The organism is Nocardia sp. NPDC059236, from assembly GCF_042754085.1.
GTDB lineage: Bacteria > Actinomycetota > Actinomycetes > Mycobacteriales > Mycobacteriaceae > Nocardia.
In genome coordinates this window covers 216,429-236,065 of record NZ_JBHZAF010000015.1, presented here as the reverse complement: position 1 = coordinate 236,065, position 19,637 = coordinate 216,429, and the positions used below count along the sequence as shown (strand labels likewise).

The following is a 19,637-nucleotide window of genomic DNA, read 5'->3' as shown; positions in this document are numbered from 1 at the left end:
CGAGGACGGCCCGGCCAACCGGGTCCGTTCCCGATGCGCTGGCGACAGCCCCGGAGAGCATTGCTCTCCGGGGCGGTTCGGCGTCCGGATTCCGTCGAAATGCCAGGTCCTGACGGTTTCTTGATGGATTTGGGTGATATGTCGACGACATCTCTGCGACACGCGGCGCGACCCTGTAAGCGGAGCGTCAATGCGACCCGCTGGGACGCTAAGAAGGCGTAAAGGACCTCGAAGTTGGGCTATCCGGGCGCTTGACTCACCTCCGGCGCGTCTCAGGACGTGCCCGTAAGCAGAGAGGTTTCGAGACATGTCTGTCGTGGTGTTCACGGTGCTGACGGTGGCGATCTTCGCCCTGTTCGGCTTGATCCAACGCGGGGTGGAACGGCTGTGACGCAGAACATTATCGGTCTGGTCCTGGCCGTCGGTATCGCCATCTATCTGGTGGCGGCGCTGCTGTATCCGGAGAGGTTCTGAGTGAGCACGACAACAGCGGGGATCCTGTTCGCGGTATCCCTGATCATCGCGCTGGCCGCGGTGCATGTGCCCCTGGGCGACTACATGTACCGGGTCTACAGCAGCGAGAAGCACTCCAAGGCCGAGAAGGGCATCTATCGACTGATCGGCGTGCAGCCGGGCGTCGAGATGACCTGGGCCGTCTACGCGCGCAGCGTGCTGGCCTTCTCGGCCATCAGCGTGCTGCTTCTGTTCTTCCTGCAGCTGATTCAGGGCAAACTGCCGTTGCACCTGAATGATCCGGGTACCAAGATGACCCCGGATCTGGCGTGGAACACCGCCATCAGCTTCGTCACGAACACGAACTGGCAGAACTATGCCGGTGAATCGACGATGGGTCACGTCGTTCAGGCCGTGGGCCTGAGCGTGCAGAACTTCGTCTCGGCGGCCGTCGGTATGGCCGTGGCGGTCGCGCTGGTGCGCGGCTTCGCCCGGCGTCGCAGCGGCGAACTCGGCAACTTCTGGGTGGATCTGGTGAGGGGAACCACCCGTATTCTGCTGCCGCTGTCGATCGTGTTCGCCATCGTGCTCGTCGCGGGCGGCGCCATCCAGAACCTGCACGTGTACGACCAGATCGCCCAGACGGTGGGCAACACCGGTTCGCAAACCCTGCCGGGCGGACCTGTTGCCAGCCAGGAAGCGATCAAGCTGCTCGGCACCAACGGCGGCGGTTTCTACAACGTGAACTCGGCGCACCCGTTCGAGAACCCGACCGCGTGGACCAACTGGGTCGAGATCTTCATGCTGCTGGTGATCAGCTTCTCGCTGCCGCGGACCTTCGGTCGCATGATCGGCTCCAAGAAGCAGGGTGTGGCCATCGCCGCCGTCATGGCGACCCTCGCCATCCTCAGCGTCACCGTGATGAACCTCTTCCAGCTGCAGCACCACGGCACGGTGCCGTCCGCCATCGGCGCGTCCATGGAAGGTGTGGAAACCCGTTTCGGCGTCTCGAATTCGGCGACCTTCGCCACCGCGACCACGCTCACCTCGACCGGTGCGGTGGACTCGGCGCACGACTCCTACACCAGCCTCGGCGGCATGATGACGATGTTCAACATGCAGCTGGGTGAGGTCGCGCCCGGTGGTACCGGTTCGGGCCTGTACGGCATGCTGATCCTTGCGGTCATCACGGTGTTCATCGCCGGACTGATGGTCGGCCGCACCCCGGAGTACCTGGGCAAGAAGATCACCCCGAAGGAAATCAAGCTCGCCGCTTCGTATTTCCTCGTCACCCCGCTGATCGTGCTGACCGGCACCGCCGTCGCCATGGCCCTGCCGGGCGAGCGCGCGGGCATGGCCAACTCGGGTCCGCACGGGCTCTCGGAGGTGTTGTACGCCTTCACCTCCGCGGCCAACAACAATGGTTCGGCCTTCGCCGGTCTGTCCGGCAACACGCAGTGGTGGAACACCGCGCTCGGCCTGGCCATGGTCTTCGGTCGTTTCCTCCCCATGATCTTCGTACTGGCACTGGCCGGTTCGCTGGCGGCTCAGGGTCACACCCCCGCCTCCGAGGGCACGCTGCCGACGCATCGGCCGCAGTTCGTCGGCATGGTCGCGGGCGTCACCGTCATCCTGGTCGCGCTCACCTTCCTGCCGATGCTGGCGCTCGGCCCGCTCGCCGAAGGAATCCACTCATGAGCACTCCCACCCTCGATTCCGCGCCGGCGGAACAGGCGCATGGCAAGCCGAAACGCGGTGTCTCGGCGGGGTTGTTCGACCCCAAGATGCTGGTGAAGTCCCTGCCGGACGCGGTCAAGAAACTGGATCCGCGCATCATGTGGCGCAATCCGGTGATGCTGATCGTCGAGATCGGCGCGGTCTGGTCCACCATTCTCGCGCTGGTGCATCCGACGTTCTTCGCCTGGGCGATCGTCGTATGGCTCTGGCTGACAGTGATTTTCGCCAACCTGGCCGAGGCCGTGGCCGAGGGCCGAGGCAAAGCGCAGGCCGACACCCTGCGAAAGGCCAAGACCGACACCATCGCTCGCCGTCTGGTGGACTGGTCCCCGGGCGCGCGGGTGGTGGAAGAGAAGGTCGCGGCCCCCGAGCTGCAGCGCGGCGACTACGTGGTCGTCGAGGCGGGCCAGGTCATTCCGGGTGACGGCGATGTCGTGGAAGGCATTGCCTCCGTGGACGAGTCGGCCATCACCGGTGAGTCCGCGCCGGTCATTCGCGAGTCCGGCGGTGACCGTTCCGCGGTCACCGGCGGCACCACGGTGCTGTCGGACCGGATCGTCGTCAAGATCACCCAGGAGCCGGGCGGCTCGTTCATCGACAAGATGATCGCGCTCGTCGAGGGCGCCTCGCGGCAGAAGACGCCGAACGAGATCGCGCTCAACATCCTGCTGGCCGCGCTGACGATCATCTTCGTGTTCGCGGTGGCGACCCTGCAGCCGCTGGCCATCTTCTCGAAGGTCAACAACCCGGGTGTGGGCGACAGCCAGGCGCTCGACATCAACGGTGTCACCGGCATCGTGATGGTCTCGCTGCTGGTGTGCCTCATCCCGACCACCATCGGCGCGTTGCTGTCGGCCATCGGCATCGCCGGCATGGACCGGCTGGTACAGCGCAACGTGCTGGCCATGTCCGGGCGGGCCGTAGAGGCCGCCGGTGACGTGAACACGCTGCTGCTGGACAAGACCGGCACCATCACCCTCGGTAACCGCCAGGCCTCGGACTTCGTGCCGATGCCGGGCATCACCGCCGACGAATTGGCCGACGCCGCACAGCTTTCCAGCCTCGCGGACGAGACCCCGGAGGGCCGCTCGATCGTGGTGTACGCCAAGCAGGCGTACAACAAGCGCGAGCGCACCCCGGGCGAGCTGACCGGCGCCCACTGGGTGGAATTCACCGCCCAGACCCGCATGTCGGGTGTGAACCTGGCCGACGGCCACCAGCTGCGCAAGGGCGCGGCCAGCGCCGTCACCGAATGGGTCCGCTCCAACGGCGGTCGGGTGCCGACCGAGGTCGGCGTGACCGTCGACGGCATCTCGGCGTCCGGCGGTACCCCGCTGGTGGTGGCCGAGATCAAGCAGGGCACCGCCATGCTGCTCGGCGTCATCCACCTCAAGGACGTGGTGAAGCAGGGTATGCGGGAGCGCTTCGACGAGATGCGCCGCATGGGCATCCGCACCGTCATGATCACCGGCGACAACCCGTTGACCGCCAAGGCCATTGCCGACGAGGCGGGCGTGGACGACTTCCTGGCGGAGGCGACTCCGGAGGACAAGCTCGCGCTCATCAAGAAGGAGCAGGCCGGCGGCCGCATGGTCGCCATGACCGGTGACGGCACCAATGACGCGCCCGCGCTCGCGCAGGCCGACGTGGGTGTCGCCATGAACACCGGAACGTCGGCGGCCAAGGAAGCCGGCAATATGGTCGACCTGGATTCGGACCCGACCAAGCTGATCGAGATCGTGGAGATCGGCAAGCAGTTGCTGATCACCCGTGGTGCGCTCACCACGTTCTCGATCGCCAACGACATCGCCAAGTACTTCGCGATCATTCCCGCGATGTTCGTGGTGCTGTTCCCGGGCCTGGACGTCCTGAACATCATGCGACTGCACTCGCCGCAGTCGGCGATCCTCTCGGCGGTCATCTTCAATGCGCTCGTCATCGTGGGCCTGATCCCGCTGGCGCTGCGCGGTGTGAACTACCGTCCGTCGAGCGCGTCGAAACTGTTGAGCCGCAACCTGTACATCTACGGCCTCGGTGGCATCATCGCGCCGTTCATCGGGATCAAGCTCATCGACCTCGTCATCCAATTCTTCCCGGGGATGTCCTAATGCGTATGTCAACCTGGATCCGGCAACACATCGCGGCGCTGCGCGCGCTGCTGGTGCTCACGGTGATCACCGGGCTCATCTACCCGGCCGTGGTGCTGGGTATCTCGCAGATACCCGGGCTGAAGGACAAGGCGGACGGGTCGCTGATCACCAAGGACGGAAAGCTGGTGGGCTCCAGCCTGATCGGGCAGGCGTTCACCGACGGCAAGGGCAACGCGCTGGTGCAGTACTTCCAGACGCGTCCGTCCAACTCCGCTCCGACCGACGGCAGCATTCCCGACGGCTACGACCCGACCAACACCGCGTTCGGCAATATGGGCCCGGAGTCGGTAGTCGACACCCTCGACGCCAGTGACCCGAAGAAGGACAAGCTGAGCCTGCTCAGCACCGTGTGCTCGCGCAGCGCGGCGGTCGGCCAGCTGGAGGGCGTGGACGGCAGCCGTCCGTACTGCACCTCCGGTGGCGTCGGCTCGGTGCTGGCGGTCATGGGCGACCGTGACTCGCACGGTCTGGTCACCCACCCGACCCAGGTGATCAGCATCAACGAGGCCTGCTCGACCGATCCGAAGAACCCGACCACGCCGTTCATGGAGGCGTACGAGGGTGTGAAGGTGGAGTGCGCCAAGCGTGGCGAGGACTACTCCGCCGGTCAGATCGTGCCGATCCGCGGCGACGCCTCGTCCGACACCCCGGTGCCGACCGACGCGGTGACCGCCTCGGGCTCCGGCCTGGATCCGCAGATCTCCCCGGAATACGCCGCCATCCAGGTGGCGCGGGTTGCCAAGGCGCGCCACGTCTCCGAAGATCAGATCAAGGCGCTCGTGGATGCCCACCGGAGCGGCCGGGCCCTGGGCTTCATGGGTGAGCCCACGGTCAATGTCGTCGAGCTGAACTACGACCTGGACAGCAAGTACCCGTCCAAGGGCTGATCAGCCGACCCCTGGGGTCCGGTCGCTTCGCTCACGAAGGCGACCGGGCCCCTTGGCATGTGTCGGCTACCGGTCCGGCGAACACGTGGTGGGGTCGGGCAGCTCACCGCACGGGGTGTTGCCGTAGGACCGCAGCACATCCTTACCGGTCCCGCCGGTGAGGAAGCGCAGGAAGGCCGCGGCGAGTGAATCGGCGGGGAGTTCGCCGTTGCTGTAGGCGTATTCGACGCTCCAGAACGGATAGGTGTGGTCGAGGACCTGGTCGCGGGCGGGCACGTGGCCGTCGATGGTCACCGTCTTGATGCCGGAAGCCTTTGCCGCGTCGGAGTATTCGCTGTATCCGATCGAACCCGGCAGGTCGGCAATGGTTTTCAGCATGTCGCTGGTGACCGGGACCTCGCAGAATGCGGGTCCAGGCGGATTGGTGGCCGCGATGGTGCGGCAGGAGGTGGCGGCCGGCGCAGCGGGCTGGTCCCTGCCCAGCACATGCTGGCGGAAGGCCTCCCGGGTGCCCGAGCCCAGCGCCCGATTCACCACGCGCACCGGCAGATCCGGGCCGCCGACCAGTCGCCAGTTGTCGATGCGCCCCGCGTAGAGGTCGCGGATCTGCTGGGTGGACAGATCGTGCACACCCACCCCCGGATTGACGACCATGGTGAACAGCGACATGGCCAGGGTGCGGGGGAGCAGGTTCGGGTAGCCGACACCCTTCGGGCCGTCGGTGACGGCGAGCAGCCCCGGATTGTTCCTGCCGTCCTCGTCCACCCGGCTCAAACCCCGGTCGCTGCTGTCGAATTCGAAATCGAAGTGCGCGGTGGAGCAGTGCTTGGCATACGCGCCGGCCGCATCCCGGATGGCGGGCTCGAAGGCGGTGGAGCCGACCAGGGTCAGCGTCCCCGAAACACAGTCCGCCGCATCGTTGTTCGACGTGCCGTCGCCCATGCCCATGACGAACTGCACGGCGATGACCGCCACCAGGAAACCGATGAGCCCCAACAGCTTCGGTGAGACGCCGACCCGGCTGCGGGTCTCCGACACCCGCCCGCCCTTGAGCTTGGCCCGCATCACCGGCGCGGGGTACTCACCCGCCCCGGCCGTGCGCTGCAGGATGGCCAGGATCTTGTAGTGGTCGCCCCGGTCCATGGGCACCTTGGGCAGGTCGATGATCCCGACCCGGTGCTGGGTGTCCTCACGGCTCCCGATCCCGGTACCCGGTTTCAGGCTGTCGCCCATGGCGTCGTCGGACAGCTCGGTCACCGCCATGCCGATGACCCGGCGGTGCGCGAAGTGCAGGTGCAGGCCGACATTGTCGGTGTCGGGGGAGGCGTAGTCGGCGCTGTCGATGTCGGTGATGCCGTTGTTCTCGATGCGCACCAGCACCACCGACAGATCCTGCAGGTCCGGCGCGGATCCGCCGCCCTCCGGCCGCAATTGGGGCAGTACGCCCGGAAAGACCGATTCGATCTCTCCGGTGACCGGCGTATCCATCTGCACCCGGTACCCCAGCCGCTTGCGGCCCACCAGCACGAATTCCCACACGAAGGCCACGATCGGCACGGTGATGCCGATGACGGCCAGCACCGTGTCGAGGGCAATACCACTCACCGAGTCCCCGAATTCTGTTGTGTTACCGCGTCATCGGTAGAGCGTAGTCGTGTCAGGGGTCGTGTCAGGTCCGTGTCAGGCGCTTGCCAGCACGGGCGACGACAGTTGCGGACATCGCCCGAAGCGGATCAAGGAGCAACCTGTCATGACGAACAACAGCACTTCCCCGGACACCTCGACCTGGACCGGCATGGTGGCGGTGGAGGACACGGCCCTCGCGGTCACCGACACCGGCGGTAGCGGCGTTCCGGTCGTCTACCTGAACGGTTCCTATGCCACGCAGAAGAACTGGAAGAAGGTGATCGCCGATCTCGGTCCCGGGTTCCGGCACATCACCTTCGACGAGCGGGCGCGCGGCAGGTCGAAGACCTCGGCGGACTACTCGTTCGACGCCTGTGTGCGGGATGTCGATGCCGTGCTCGCGGCGCGTGGTGTGGAGCAGCGGCCGATTCTGGTGGGCTGGTCCTACGGTGCGCTGGTCGCGGTGCACTGGGCCGACCGGAACCCCGACCGCATCGCGGGCGTCGTGTCGGCCGACGGTGCGATGCCCTGGGGTTTCACCGATGAGGAGAACCTGGAGCGGATCCGGGCGATGTTCCGCAAGATGGGGCCGATGATGCCGGTGCTGCGCCCACTGGGCCTGGCCGCGCGGATGAGCGCCGAGCAGCACGCCGAGGTCAATGTCGAGCTCAACCAGCTCTGCGCCGCCCTGGCCCCGGTCCTGGAACGGTTGCGCTGCCCGGTCCGCTACGTCGTGGCCACCGGCGCCAATCTCGGTGCGGCCGAAGCGGAGATCGAAGCGGTGCGGGCCTCCCTGGAACCGCTGCTGGCGGTCAACCCGAACCTGACGGTCAGCGCGCGGGTCGCCAGCAACCACTCCAAGATCCTCGCCAAGGATTTCCACGCGGTCGCCGAGGCCATCCGCGAGACGACAGCGGCTCTCGACCAGCTGATCTGAGCAGATCAATCCACCGGACACTCACCAGATTTCAGGACACCCATGCACCTTCCGACATCCGGCAAGCGGGTCGGCCCGCTTGCCGCGCTGCTGGCCGCGGCCGCTCTCGTCGCGGTCTCCTGCTCGTCGTCACATGACACCGCGGCACCGAAACCCGCGGCATTCCCCGGATTCCAGGACGGAACCGTCGACGCCGACGGGATCGCGATGCACTACGTCAAGGGCGGACAGGGTCCGGCGATCGTGCTGCTGCACGGCTGGCCCGAAGACCTGCAGGCGTTTCAGAAGGTCGCACCCGATCTGGCCAAGGACCACACCGTGATCGCCGTCGACCTGCCCGGGTTCGGGGATTCCGGGTTCCCCGAGACCGATGACGGGTATCAGGCCCTGGCTGTCGCCGCCGACGTGCACGCGGTGACCCAGGGCCTGAACCTCGGCCGCTTCGACCTCGTCGGCCACGACTGGGGCGGGGCGATCGCATTGGCCTATGCCGCCGAATACCGTTCCGATCTGGGGCATCTGGCGATCCTCGAAGCCCCGCCGACCACCGACTACCTCGAGCTGGTGCAGCACAGGCCCGCGACCTTCTGGTGGGATTGGCTGGCGAACGGCCCCAAGAACGACCTGGCCGAACAGCTCATCGATGGCAAGGAGTCCGCCTTCTACGGATCCTTCTACCGGGAGGCCGACGGCGCCATCGACAAGGCCGAAAGCGATGGCCTGATCGCCGCTTTCAGCAAACCCGGCCGCACCCACGCCGGACTGGAGTACTTCCGTGAGCAGGAGATCGGCGAGAAGGCGGTCGACGCTCTCATCGCCAAGGACGGCAAGATCACCGTCCCGGTGCTGGGCATCGGCGGCGAGCACAGCATGGGCGCCGGCGTCGGGGGGCTCACCGCACGGGTCGCCGAGCACGTCACCACCGATGTGGTGCCCGGCGCCGATCACTGGGTGCTGGAGGAGAATCCGATCTACGTGCTCACCAGCGTGCGGAACTTCCTGAAGAGCTGAACGATCCGCCCGGCGCTCGGGCACCATCGGTCCAGGATGGGCTACCACCAGTCCAGGATGGGCTGGAGTTCGCGGGCCAGTTCGGGGGCCATGGACCGCGAATAGCTTGCGGTCAAATGGTGTTCGTCGTGGTAGATGAGGATGTTGCCCTCCACGACGGGGCAGATGTCGTGTTCGCAGACCGCGTCGTTGGGGTCGATGAGGTGCATGTTCGGGAAGGCGGCGGCGGGTGCGGCGGCCGGGTTCTCCGCATTGAGGGCCTCGGCGCGCGGGATGCCGCAGCTGAGGCGATCGCCGCCGCCGGCCAGGCAGTCGATGGCGCGGTAGCGAATGCCGTTGCGGCGCAGCCACGGAGTGTCGCGGATGCCGATGAGCTGGAGGCCGCGGTCGGAGAGCGCCGACCAGACGTCGACGTAATCCTGCGGGGTCTCGTCGCCGCCATTGTCGCTGGGGCGGGTGGCGGTGGTGAAGACGTAGTCGGGGCGCTCCACGCCGAGCCGGTCGATCACCTCGGACGACCAGTCGCGGCAGTCCGGATTCTGCTGGCCCTTGTACACGGGATCCTCGGCGACCGTGAGCGGGCAGCCCATCTTCAAGTAGACGACGACCCGGAAACGGTACTGCTCGCCCAGGATCTGCAATGCCGGAATCCAGTGCTCGGCATGCGAATTGCCCACCACCGCGAGGGTGCGGTGCGCGTCGCGATCACCGTAGGTGCAGGTGGTGACCGCGCGGGTGTCGAAGTCGGAGATACAGCCGTCGCGCGTGGGGTAGGGGATATCGGCGGGGGCTTCCTCGGTGGTGGGGCGCATCGGGGCGCGCGGCACCAGCGCGTGATCGGTGAGCGCCTCCGCACCCGGATATTTGGCGGGATCCAGCTCGCCGACCGCGTGCGCCTTCGCACCCATGCTCCACTGCCAGGCGAGGGTCGAGCCGACCAGCAGCACCCCGACCGTGGACACCGCCACCCCGGCGAGTACGCGGCCGAGCGCGGGGGTCGCGGCGGGCCGCGAGCGCAGCCGCAGCGGCTCCTCGACCAGATGATGGGTCACGAAGGCCAGCAGCAGCGAGATCAGGATGATGACCAGCCCGCCCAGCCACCCGGCCCGGCGCTGATGCTGTTCACCCAGATAGAAGATGAGCATCGGCCAGTGCCACAGATACAGCGCGTAGGCGAACCCGCCGAGCTGGACCACCGGTCCGGTGGCCAGCAGGCGATTCACCACCGGCTGATCGGCGGTGTCGCGGCCCGCACCCGCGAGAATCAGTGCGGCCGTGGCCAGGACCGGAATCAGCGCGGCCGGGCCGGGGAAGACCAGGGAGCCGTTCACCATCCAGCCACAGCAGGCGATGGCCGCGATTGCGGTCCAGGCGAACACTTCCCGCGTCGGCCTGGGCAGCCGGATCAGCGGCGCGGCCAGGGCGAGCAGACCGCCCACGAGCGGTTCCCAGGCGCGGGCGAAGGTGTCGTAGTAGTTCCAGCCCTGCTGGGTCGAAACGCCTTCACCGGCATGGCGGAACGAGATGATGGCGGCGGCGGCGAACACTACCGCGAGCGTCAGCCGCAGCACGCCGTCCTGTCCTGCGCGGCGCAGCAGCGGGTACTCGGCGGCCAGTTTCCAGGCCCCCGCCCGGACCAGGCGCCGCAGCATCCAGGCCACGACGGCGACCGTCAGCAGCAGTACGAGATACATCTGGCCCTGCACCGACATCGACCACAGATGCTGCAGCGGGCTCACCGAGGGATCCGCGGCCAGATAGTCCGACCAGGACAGCGCCAGGTACCAGTTCTGGTAGTAGAACAGCGAGGCCAGCGTCTGGCCCGCGATATTCGACCAGCGGGTGTGGGGGAGCAGCACCACCGAGGCGACGACCACCGCCGCCAGCACCACCACCATGGCGGGCAGCAGCCGGCGCAGTGTGCGCCGGACGGTGGTCAGCACACCCACCGATCCGCTGTCGGCGCGGCGCACCAGCATGCCGGTGAAGAAGAAGCCGGACAGCACCAGGAATACGTCCACACCGCCGGATACGCGTCCGGCCCAGATATGGAAGGCGACCACCAGCGCGATAGCTACACCACGCAATCCGTCCAGATCGCGTCGGTAGGCCCCGGGCCTGGTGGGTGCGTCCGGTGCGTCCTGGCGGTCGCTGCCCGGCGCGGTCGGGTGATCGGTGCTGGATATGGACATGGCGGCTGCCATTGTCGGTCAGGGGTCGCGGAAATTACCAATCGCCACACAGAAGAGGTCCGTGTTGTGCCGATTGTCGCTGGTCAGGCGAATGCGAAATAGCGCAGCCACAGATATGGCGCGGCCACCGCAATCGTGACCGCAGTCACCGGAATGCCCTTCCGGGTGAATTCCCAGAACGAGATCGGATGGTCCGAGCGCCGCGCAATGCCGAGCATCACCACATTCGCGCTGGCCCCGACTGCTGTGAGATTGCCACCGAAATCCGCGCCCAGTGTCAGCGCCCACCACAGGGCGTTCGCCTGGGCCGGGTGATCGACGTGCTCCACCAGCTGGGCCACCAGTGGACTCATGGTCGCCACGTACGGGATGTTGTCGATGACACCCGAGAGCACCGCCGAGACCACGAGTATCAGCATGGTTGCCACGAGCGCGTCACCGCCGGTGAGTTCGGTCGCGGATTTCGCCAGCCGGGCGATCACACCGGTTTTCACCAACGCCCCGATCATCACGAACAGACCGGCGAAGAACAGTAGCGTTTCCCATTCCACCGCGGACAGGTAATCCTGTTGCGGCAGACCGGAAATCAGCACCAGCGCGCCCGCGCCGAGCAATGCCACCAGCGACGGTTCGAGGTGGAGAATCGGGTGGCCGAAGAATCCCGCGAACACGGCGGCGAGCACAATTCCGGACTTGATCAGCAGCTTCGGATCGCGAATCGCCTCGCGCTCGTTCAGCTGCATGATGTCGGCGGCGCGTTCGGGATCGACGTCGAAGGAGCCCTTGAACAGGCGCGGCAGCAGCAGGGTGAACACGGCCAGCGTGATCAGCACGATCGGTGTCAGATTCAGGAAGAAGTCGTTGAACGACAGCCCCGCCCGGCTGCCGATGATGATGTTGGGCGGGTCGCCGATGAGGGTCGCGGCGCCGCCGATATTGGAGGCCAGCACCTCGGCGATGAGGAACGGCACCGCCGGCACCTCGAGGCGCTCGCACACCAGCAGGGTGACCGGGGCGATGAGCAGCACGGTGGTGACATTGTCCAGGAAGCCGGACGCGGTGGCGGTGATGAGCACCAGCAGGATCATCACCCGCAGCGCGGATCCCTTGGCGCGCTTGGCCGCCCAGATCGCGACGTACTCGAAGATGCCGGTCTGCCGCAGTACCCCGACGATGATCATCATGCCGAGCAGCAGGTAGATGACGTTCCAGTCGATGCCGGTCTCATGCGAGTAGAAGACGTCGTCGGAGTCGAGGATGCCGATGCCGATGACCACGCCCCCGCCGACGAGCGCCGCAATGGTCTTGTGCACCCGCTCCGTCGCGATGAGCACGTACGCGACGACGAAAACGGCGATGGCGACAGCGGTCACGACGGCCGCCCCGGCGGGCTCAGTTCGCCAGCGCCACCTCGAGCAGCCGCGAGGATGTGATCACGCCGAGCAGCGTCCTGCCGTCCTGCACCGCCACCAGTGGCGACTTGTACTTCGCCATCAGTGCGGCCACCTCGACGATATTGTCGTCGGCCTTCGCAGCCGGAATCTTGGTGAGCCGCTCGGGAATCACATCCCGAACCTTCTTGCCCCGCAACCGCTTCACCACCTGCCCGCACATGGACTCGTTCAGCACCCCCGCCAGCGACAGATCGTCCTGCACGTACTTCGGCACGATGAACAGCACCACCTGCGACGCCGGCAGCACCGAATGCGGCTCCCCCTTGGCATCGGTCACCAGAATCCCGGGTAGTCGATGCTCGGCCAGCAACTTCGCCGCGTCGATCGCGTCGGAGTCCAGATCGATCACGGGATAGTCCTCGGCCATCTGAGCGGCATGCATATGTGCAGGATACGACGAATAGCCGGGCGTTCACGGCAGCAGAATACGTCAAGATCGAAAACGGATGCCGCATCGAAACTCCCAGGTCGGACCGTGCGGCCCGAGGTTTCGGACCGGCCGACCAGACTTCCCGGCGCACCGTGTGTAGAGATTTCGTCAACGGTACCGCGGACGGGTTTACCTGTCGCCCGGGTGGCTGAGCTCGTACACCCGGCAGGCTGCGCGGATGACCGGATAGGAGACGTTGCGCACCTCGACGCCGCCGGCGGTGCGGCCGAATTCGGTGCCGCCGTGGGCGTGGCCATGGATGGCGAGGGCAGCGCCGGACGCGTCCACCGCCTCGGCGAGATCGTGGCAACCCAGGCCCGGGTAGATCTTCGGGGGTTCGCCGGCGAGGGTGTCGACGACGGGGGAGAAGTGCATGAGTGCGATGCGGAGATCGGTGTCGAGGGACTCCAGGGCGGCGCGCAGGCGGGTGGCGTCGGCGGGGCCACGGCGGAAGCGGGCGCGGTGTTCGACACTGCCCTCGGCGGGATTGCCCGGGTGGCCGGGAAATCCGCCGCTGCCGCCCATCACCCCGGCGATGCCCAGGCGAATCCCATTGACGGGCAGGGTGATCGCGGTGCCGTCGAGCATGTGGACGCCGACCTCGCTGAGCCGCACCGAGATCCGGAAGCCGAGCCGGCGGTCGTGATCGTGATTGCCCAGGACGGCGACGACCGGGACCGGCAGCTCCTCGATCTCGGCGCACAGCGCGTCGGTGTCGCGCAGGGTGCCGCCATTGGTCAGATCACCGGCCAGCAGCAGCACATCCGCGCGTTCACCCAGTTCCAGCAGGGCGGGCCGGAATCGGCCGCGCATGCTCTCGCGCATGTGCAGATCGCCCACTGCCGCGATCCGGACGCGTCCGGAATCGCTCTCACCACGGCCCATACCGTCAGCCAGCCACAGAACCTTCCTGGCTGTCAACGCTATTCGGGTTGTGGCCGGTGCGGGCCTACTCGCCCAGGGGCTCCAGCCGCAGCGGGACGCCGATCCGATTCCACAGGTTGATCTGCGCGGTCACCGCGACCAGACCCGCCCGCTGGCCCTCGTCGAAGTGCTTGTCCACGCCCGCCCAGATCTCGTCGCTCACCCCGTGCGGGCCGAGTTGCGTTGCGGCCTCGGCGTATTCCAGCGCGGCCTGCTCGGCCGGGGTGAAGAGCTCGGACTCCCGCCACGCGTTGAGGTGCCAGAGCCGCCGCTCGGTCTCGCCCTCCTTGCGGGCCTCGGTGGAGTGCATGTCGATGCAGAACAGACAACCGTTGACCTGCGAGACCCGGATCTTGACCAGTTCGCGTACGGTGGCGTCGAGGGGGCCGCGACGGATCGCGGTCTCGGCGGCGATCCAGGCCTTGTAGACCTCGGGGGCCGCCTGCTGCATGTTCAATCGCGACATGGTGTCGTCCTTTCCTCCGGTAATTTCCACACCAAGGACGAGGCAGGGCCCGCGGACGTGACGGGTGGGCCGCTGTGGCCTCGATCACACCAGCATGGCGCTGGTCGCGGCCGCAGTTGCCGGTGGGTTCCCGGACCGCGTCCCAGCTGGACCGGTCGGCTCGTTCGGTCTGGAGGGTGGCGTTTGCCGTAATTGTGCGAAATGCGGCGCGGCGGACAATAATCCGCACGTGGGAACAGTTCTGCTGATCGCGCTGGGTCTGCTGTGCTTCGTCACCGGACCCGCGTTGGCGCTGGTTATCGTGCTCGCCGTGCGAGGGTCGGCGCGGGGCGCCGCCGCCGCGCCCCGGTCCGGACGCCGTGATGCCGGACGGATACCCGTCGGCGTCGACCAGGGCCATCGCCGGTAGCCACGGGATCGCCTGCGCGACGGCCGGGTTCCGGTGGATCCCCCAGGCGATCCACCGGAACCCGGCCGGACACCGGATCACCCCTGAACCGGTGTGCGGGAACCGCTACGGCCGCGTCAGTGCGGCATAGCGGGCGATGTGCTGGTCGGTGGTGCCGAATTCGTACTGCACAGCGGTCAGGCGCTTGAAGAAGTGGCCGATGGCCAGCTCCTCGGTCATGCCCATAGCGCCGTGCAACTGCACCGACTCCTGGCCGATGCGCCGGGCGGCGCGGCCGATGGTGGCCTTGGCGGCCGAGGCGGCGCGGGCCCGCTCGGGTGCGGGGGCATCCAGCTTCAGCGTCACCAGATACGTTGCGGCCACGGCCTGTTCGAGCTCCAGCAGCATGTCCACCATGCGGTGCTGCAGCGCCTGGAAGCTGGCGATCGGGACGCCGAACTGCTGGCGCTGCTTGGTGTAGGCGACGGTGTCGGCGACGACCTTGCGCATGGCTCCGACCGCCTCGGCGCACACCGCCGCGATGGCCTCGTCCAGGGTGGCCGCAATCGCGTCGCCCGCGTCCGCGAGCAGCAGGGCATCGCCGGGCACGCGCAGGGCCTCGAAGGTCAGGTCCGCGGCCTGGCGCTCGTCGATGGTGCGATACGGGCGCGCGGTGAGCCCGACGGGGGGATGGGCGGCGTCGAAATCGACCACGAACAGCGCGATGCCGCCGTCCAGTCGCGCGGTCACCAGCAGGTGGGTGGCCAGCGGTGCGGCGGTCACCACCGTCTTCTCTCCGGTCAGCACCCAGTCGTCACCGTCGCGGACCGCGGTGGTCGCGACAGCGGTGTAGTCGTAGCCGGATTGCGGTTCCAGCGCGGCGAATCCGGTGACCACCTCGCCGGCGGCGATGCCCGTCAGCAGATCCTCGGCCCGCTTGCCGTCGGCGCGCCGCAGCAGGCCGCCGCCGACCACCACGGTGTCCACGTACGGTTCCAGCACGAGTGCCGTGCCCAGCGCCTCGGCGATGATCATGGTCTCGACCGGGCCGCCCCCGATGCCGCCCACCGACTCCGGCAGGCTCGCCCCGAGAATCCCGACCTCCTCGGCCAGCCCGCGCCACACCTCCGGCTGCCGGCCGGCCCCGGTGCGCGCCGCCGCGCGGCTGGGCTCGAGCGGATAGCGCGCCGCGAGGAACTCGGTGACGGTGTCGCGGAGCAGTTCTTGTTCGGCGGTGAAGGAGAAGTCCATGGCTACAGTCCCAGGGTGGCTTTGGCGATGATGTTGCGCTGAATCTCGTTGCTGCCGGCATAGATCGAGCCGGCGCGGTCGTTGAAGTACCGCAGCGGGGCGACCGCCTGCCAGTCCGCGCCGGCGACGAAACCATCGGCGGGCGGGGTGAAATCGGCGATCGGGCCGCCCGGCATGGTGGCGTGCGGCTGATAGGCGCGACCGCGCGGACCGGCGGCCTCCAGCGCGAGCTCGGTGAGTGTCTGGCTCAGTTCGGTGCCGAGGATCTTGATGGTGGACGCGGCCGGGCCCGGGTCCTTGCCGCTGGAAACCAGTGCGAGAGTGCGGTATTCGAGGATCTCCAGCACGTCCGCGCGCAGGCGGGCATCGGCCAGCTTGGCGGCGAAGGCGGGGTCGTCGATGAGCGCGGCGCCGTTCGGGGCGACCTGCTCCGTGGCCGCCTGGGCGAGCTCCTCGGCCATGACCTGCAGGGCCGGGGCCGCCGCGCCGCCGCCGCGCTCGAAGTTGAGCAGGTACTTGGCGACGGTCCAGCCGTCGTCGATGGCGCCCAGCACGTTCGCCTGCGGCACCCGCACCTGGTCGAAGAACACCTGGTTCTGCACCTGCTCGCCGGAGGTCATGACCAGCGGGCGGATCTCGATGCCGGGGGTGCGCATGTCGATGAGCACGAAGGTGATGCCCTGCTGCTTCTTGGCCTGCCGGGAGGTGCGGACCAGGGCGAAGATCCAGTTGGCCTCGGTGGCGTGCGTGGTCCAGATCTTGGAGCCGGTGACGACCAGGTCCTCGCCGTCGGGCACCGCGGCCATGGTCAGCGAGGCCAGGTCCGAGCCCGCCTCGGGCTCCGAATAGCCCTGGCAGAAGAAGACGTCGCCGGTGAGGATGCGGGGCAGGAAGAAGTCCTTCTGCTCCGGGGTGCCGAAGGCCATGATGGCGTGCGCGACCATGCGAATTCCCATGGGGGACAGGTTCGGTGCGCCGGCCAGGGTGCATTCGCGGCCGAAGATGTAGTGCTGGGTCAGGCTCCAGTCGCAGCCGCCGTACTGCAGCGGCCATGCCGGGGCGGCCCAGCCGCGCTCGTGCAGGACGGCCTGCCACTGCATGCTGGCCTCGTGGTCCGGGTAGACGCTGGTCGCCAACCGTCCCGCACGGCGAAGATCGTCGGTTAACTTTTCGTCGAGGAAGCTGCGCACTTCATCACGGAATGCCAGATCGGCAGGCGACCAGTCGAGGTCCACGATGACTCCTTGTCCGAGAACTGACACTAACCATCTCATCGCATCACTCCTGCTGGCAAATGTGCTGGCACCTGCCTTCACTTCAATGTCCTTGACATTCCATTGTGGAGGTTTATCCTGGATTTATATTCCACTGTGGAACATATGGAAGCGTCCGACCGAGAGGATCGACATGGACATCACCACCGGCACCCGCGCCTCCGACGCCGAGCGCGCCCAGATCGCCGACCTCCTCGGCCGCCACCTCTCCGACGGCCGCCTCGACCTGGCCGAATACAACGAGCGCCTCACCCGGGTCTACGCCACCGCCACCCGCGAAGACCTCCAACTGGTCCTCCAGGACCTCCCCAAACTGCCCAAGACCGTTGCGCCCCAGTCCATCTCCCGCACCCGCTTCCCCATCTGGCAGCAGATCGAAGGCAGCGCCTGGCTCGGCGTCAGCCTCCTCTGCCTCGGTATCTGGGCCGCAATCTCACTCACCACAGGCGAATTCACCTACCCCTGGCCCATCTGGGTCATCGGCCCCTGGGGCGCAGTCCTCGTCTTCCGCGTCGTCATGGGCTGGGAATCCGCCGCCCAGAACCGCCACCGCACCCGCTGACCCCGAGTGCACGTCAGGGCGTGGCATCGCCGCGTGTCAGATGGCGAGTCGCCATGAAACCGATTGCAGGGGAGTGGATGCGGCGTAGGTTGCCCGAATATGGCTGACCCGCCGAACAATCCGCACGACGCCTACTTCCGGCACGTCCTGGCCAAGCCCGCGAACGCTGCCGGAGAATTGCAGGCGGTGCTCCCGCCGGCCGTATCCGCGCGCGTGGACTGGGACGCCCTGGAACTGCAGCCCTGCAGCTTCGTCACCCCAGAGCTCCGCTCCCGCTTCAGTGATCTCCTGTTCCGCACCCGCCTGGCGGGCCACGACGCCTTCATCTATGTCCTGGTCGAACATCAAAGCCAACCCCACCCGCTGATGCCGTTCCGGATGCTGGAGTACATGGTCCGCATCTGGAACCACTACATAGACGACCACCCCAAGACCGACACCCTGCCAGTGGTGATCCCCATGGTCGTACACGCCAGCCCCAACGGACGCCGTTGGAACAAACCGACCGAGCTCGCCGACCTGATCAGCATCGACGCAGGCGCCCGCACCGCGCTCGGCGATTACCCGATCTCGGATCCGTCATCGGACAACTCGGACCCCAGGCCAGGGAGGTCATCATGACGACAGCAGACCGACTCCGCGCCGAAGGCCGCGCGGAAGGCGAGGCGAGGGGTGAAGCGAAAAGCGAAGCGAAATGGCGCGCGCAGGCTCTGATCGAGCAGCTGTCGGAGAAGTTCGGAACGCTTACCGCCGAGACTGTCGCCGCGGTCCGTTCCGCGACCCCGGAGCGGTTGCGCGCGTGGAATGCGCGGGTTCTGACAGCGGGCAGTCCCGACGAGGTGTTCGAGGATTAGTGTGCAGCACTTCCCATTTGGGATTTGCTGCACACTGATCGGCTTTCGGCACGGGCTCTCGGTGCCTCGACTACTGGGCGAGTTGGGTGCGGAGCGCGGTGGCGAACCAGTTGAAGGTTGGGGTCAGGTCGGGGAGTGGGGGCCAGGCGTTGATGGTGGCTACCAGGTGCCAATAGCGTTCTACGCGTGGGTCGTTGGCGATTTCCAGGCGGTTCAGGATCCATTCTCGGAGATTGCGGTCGTCCGGCTTGGTGAAGGTTTCGGCGTAGCGGGCTGTGAGGGTGTCGAGGACGGGTGCTGCGGCGGGGCTTTCGGGGGCGATGCCATCGGTCAGGGCTCGGGCGACTTCGGTGCGGACGGCCTCGGTGAGGTCGTGGTGGAGGCCGGTGTCGTCGCCGGCGGCGCGTTCCTCGGCCTGGTAGTCCGCCATGCGGCGGACCGCGGCGCGAAATTCCTTGTCCTGCACCAGTTCCACCAGGCCCATCCAGGCGCCGACCTGGTCGGGGGTGGGGTCGTCGGGGAGTTCCGGCATGGTGGAACGGAGCAGTTCCAGGACGGCGGGGTTGCCGTCCACGGCGCCGAAGGTGTCGTCGACGAAGTCGTGAATGATGCGGGCGCGTTCGGCTTCCGACAATTGCACCAGTTTGTGCATGAATCCCATCTCCTTGTCATCCGATCCCCGGTTGGCCACCGCGCGGAGCACCGCGCGCCGGAGCCGCAGTACGCGGATCTGTACGTCCACCGCCTCGGCGTGCGCGGTCGCGACCTCGGTCAGGGAGGTTTCGCGGGACAGCACGCGCCGCACGGTCGCCAGGTCCATGCCCAGTTCGCGCAGGGTGCGTACCAGTTCCAGGCGCGCCACGGCCTCGATGTCGTACAGCCGGTAGCCGCCGGGGCTGTACATGGTCGCCGGAACGATCCCCTTATCGGAGTAGAACCGAATGGTCTTGACCGTCAGGCCGGTGCGTTCGGCCAGCGCCCCGATCGTGTAGAGCGTTTCGTCGTCCATGCGTCAACCTTGGTGCTTCCCCTTGGTGGAGA

The 19,637-nt window shown here is 67.2% G+C and carries 19 protein-coding genes; 10 read left to right on the top strand and 9 right to left on the bottom strand.

The window, feature by feature from the left end; genetic code table 11:
* The first annotated feature begins 279 nt into the window (after window positions 1–279).
* The 4 genes from kdpF to ACFXIV_RS33305 are packed head-to-tail and all read left to right on the top strand — an operon-like array spanning window position 280 to window position 5,227.
* Window positions 280–474 (top strand): K(+)-transporting ATPase subunit F, encoded by a 195-nt coding sequence (kdpF, locus tag ACFXIV_RS33320; protein WP_379421375.1) that lies wholly within the window; start codon window positions 280–282, stop codon window positions 472–474.
* A complete protein-coding gene (gene kdpA, locus ACFXIV_RS33315; RefSeq protein WP_379401096.1) occupies window positions 475–2,151 on the top strand; it encodes a potassium-transporting ATPase subunit KdpA in 1,677 nt (558 codons plus the stop codon).
* On the top strand, window positions 2,148–4,298 hold the full coding sequence (kdpB, locus tag ACFXIV_RS33310) for a potassium-transporting ATPase subunit KdpB (protein WP_379401097.1): 2,151 nt from the start codon (window positions 2,148–2,150) through the stop codon (window positions 4,296–4,298). Before kdpA ends, kdpB begins: the two co-directional genes overlap by 4 nt.
* Window positions 4,298–5,227 carry a potassium-transporting ATPase subunit C gene (locus tag ACFXIV_RS33305; protein WP_379401098.1) on the top strand — a complete coding sequence of 310 codons (930 nt, stop codon included), beginning with the start codon at window positions 4,298–4,300 and terminating at the stop codon, window positions 5,225–5,227. The genes kdpB and ACFXIV_RS33305 overlap by 1 nt, the downstream gene beginning before the upstream one ends.
* A gap of 66 nt (window positions 5,228–5,293) precedes the next feature.
* On the opposite strand, the gene ACFXIV_RS33300 is transcribed toward ACFXIV_RS33305, so the two are convergent.
* Window positions 5,294–6,832 carry a substrate-binding domain-containing protein gene (locus ACFXIV_RS33300; RefSeq protein ID WP_379401099.1) on the bottom strand — a complete coding sequence of 513 codons (1,539 nt, stop codon included), beginning with the start codon at window positions 6,830–6,832 and terminating at the stop codon, window positions 5,294–5,296.
* 145 nt (window positions 6,833–6,977) lie between these two features.
* On the opposite strand from ACFXIV_RS33300, the gene ACFXIV_RS33295 reads away from it, so the two are divergent.
* A complete protein-coding gene (locus ACFXIV_RS33295) occupies window positions 6,978–7,790 on the top strand; it encodes an alpha/beta fold hydrolase (protein WP_379401101.1) in 813 nt (270 codons plus the stop codon).
* 42 nt (window positions 7,791–7,832) lie between these two features.
* Window positions 7,833–8,801 carry an alpha/beta fold hydrolase gene (locus tag ACFXIV_RS33290; RefSeq protein ID WP_379401102.1) on the top strand — a complete coding sequence of 323 codons (969 nt, stop codon included), beginning with the start codon at window positions 7,833–7,835 and terminating at the stop codon, window positions 8,799–8,801.
* A gap of 41 nt (window positions 8,802–8,842) precedes the next feature.
* Here the strand turns inward: ACFXIV_RS33290 and ACFXIV_RS33285 are convergent, their stop codons facing one another.
* From ACFXIV_RS33285 to ACFXIV_RS33265, 5 genes are all read right to left on the bottom strand, one after another.
* Complete coding sequence (locus ACFXIV_RS33285) at window positions 8,843–10,993, bottom strand: acyltransferase family protein (RefSeq protein WP_379401103.1); 2,151 nt, start codon at window positions 10,991–10,993, stop codon at window positions 8,843–8,845.
* Between the two features lie 83 nt (window positions 10,994–11,076).
* Window positions 11,077–12,366 carry an ArsB/NhaD family transporter gene (locus ACFXIV_RS33280; RefSeq protein WP_379401104.1) on the bottom strand — a complete coding sequence of 430 codons (1,290 nt, stop codon included), beginning with the start codon at window positions 12,364–12,366 and terminating at the stop codon, window positions 11,077–11,079.
* A gap of 19 nt (window positions 12,367–12,385) precedes the next feature.
* Window positions 12,386–12,829, bottom strand: a complete 444-nt coding sequence (locus ACFXIV_RS33275) for a CBS domain-containing protein (protein WP_379401105.1) — start codon at window positions 12,827–12,829, stop codon at window positions 12,386–12,388.
* A gap of 177 nt (window positions 12,830–13,006) precedes the next feature.
* Window positions 13,007–13,717, bottom strand: a complete 711-nt coding sequence (locus ACFXIV_RS33270) for a metallophosphoesterase (protein ID WP_379401106.1) — start codon at window positions 13,715–13,717, stop codon at window positions 13,007–13,009.
* Between the two features lie 109 nt (window positions 13,718–13,826).
* Window positions 13,827–14,267 carry a carboxymuconolactone decarboxylase family protein gene (locus ACFXIV_RS33265; RefSeq protein ID WP_379401107.1) on the bottom strand — a complete coding sequence of 147 codons (441 nt, stop codon included), beginning with the start codon at window positions 14,265–14,267 and terminating at the stop codon, window positions 13,827–13,829.
* Window positions 14,268–14,496: 229 nt separating this feature from the next.
* Here ACFXIV_RS33265 and ACFXIV_RS33260 point away from each other — a divergent pair, with 229 nt between their 5' ends.
* Window positions 14,497–14,676, top strand: coding sequence for a hypothetical protein (locus ACFXIV_RS33260; protein ID WP_379401108.1), 180 nt, complete (start codon window positions 14,497–14,499; stop codon window positions 14,674–14,676).
* A gap of 105 nt (window positions 14,677–14,781) precedes the next feature.
* On the opposite strand, the gene ACFXIV_RS33255 is transcribed toward ACFXIV_RS33260, so the two are convergent.
* Together ACFXIV_RS33255 and ACFXIV_RS33250 are read right to left on the bottom strand one after the other, a co-directional pair.
* Window positions 14,782–15,906 (bottom strand): acyl-CoA dehydrogenase family protein, encoded by a 1,125-nt coding sequence (locus ACFXIV_RS33255; protein WP_379401109.1) that lies wholly within the window; start codon window positions 15,904–15,906, stop codon window positions 14,782–14,784.
* A gap of 2 nt (window positions 15,907–15,908) precedes the next feature.
* Complete coding sequence (locus ACFXIV_RS33250) at window positions 15,909–17,141, bottom strand: acyl-CoA dehydrogenase family protein (protein WP_379401110.1); 1,233 nt, start codon at window positions 17,139–17,141, stop codon at window positions 15,909–15,911.
* 172 nt (window positions 17,142–17,313) lie between these two features.
* Here ACFXIV_RS33250 and ACFXIV_RS33245 point away from each other — a divergent pair, with 172 nt between their 5' ends.
* From ACFXIV_RS33245 to ACFXIV_RS33235, 3 genes are all read left to right on the top strand, one after another.
* A complete protein-coding gene (locus ACFXIV_RS33245; RefSeq protein ID WP_379401111.1) occupies window positions 17,314–17,742 on the top strand; it encodes a DUF1707 domain-containing protein in 429 nt (142 codons plus the stop codon).
* Window positions 17,743–17,841: 99 nt separating this feature from the next.
* Window positions 17,842–18,363: an Rpn family recombination-promoting nuclease/putative transposase gene (locus ACFXIV_RS33240; RefSeq protein ID WP_379401112.1), complete on the top strand. Its 522-nt coding sequence runs from the start codon at window positions 17,842–17,844 to the stop codon at window positions 18,361–18,363.
* Entirely contained in the window at window positions 18,360–18,596 is a 237-nt protein-coding gene (locus tag ACFXIV_RS33235; RefSeq protein WP_379401113.1) for a hypothetical protein, read from the top strand. Before ACFXIV_RS33240 ends, ACFXIV_RS33235 begins: the two co-directional genes overlap by 4 nt.
* Before the next feature lie 70 nt (window positions 18,597–18,666).
* On the opposite strand, the gene ACFXIV_RS33230 is transcribed toward ACFXIV_RS33235, so the two are convergent.
* On the bottom strand, window positions 18,667–19,605 hold the full coding sequence (locus tag ACFXIV_RS33230) for a MerR family transcriptional regulator (RefSeq protein WP_379401114.1): 939 nt from the start codon (window positions 19,603–19,605) through the stop codon (window positions 18,667–18,669).
* Window positions 19,606–19,637 lie beyond the last annotated feature (32 nt).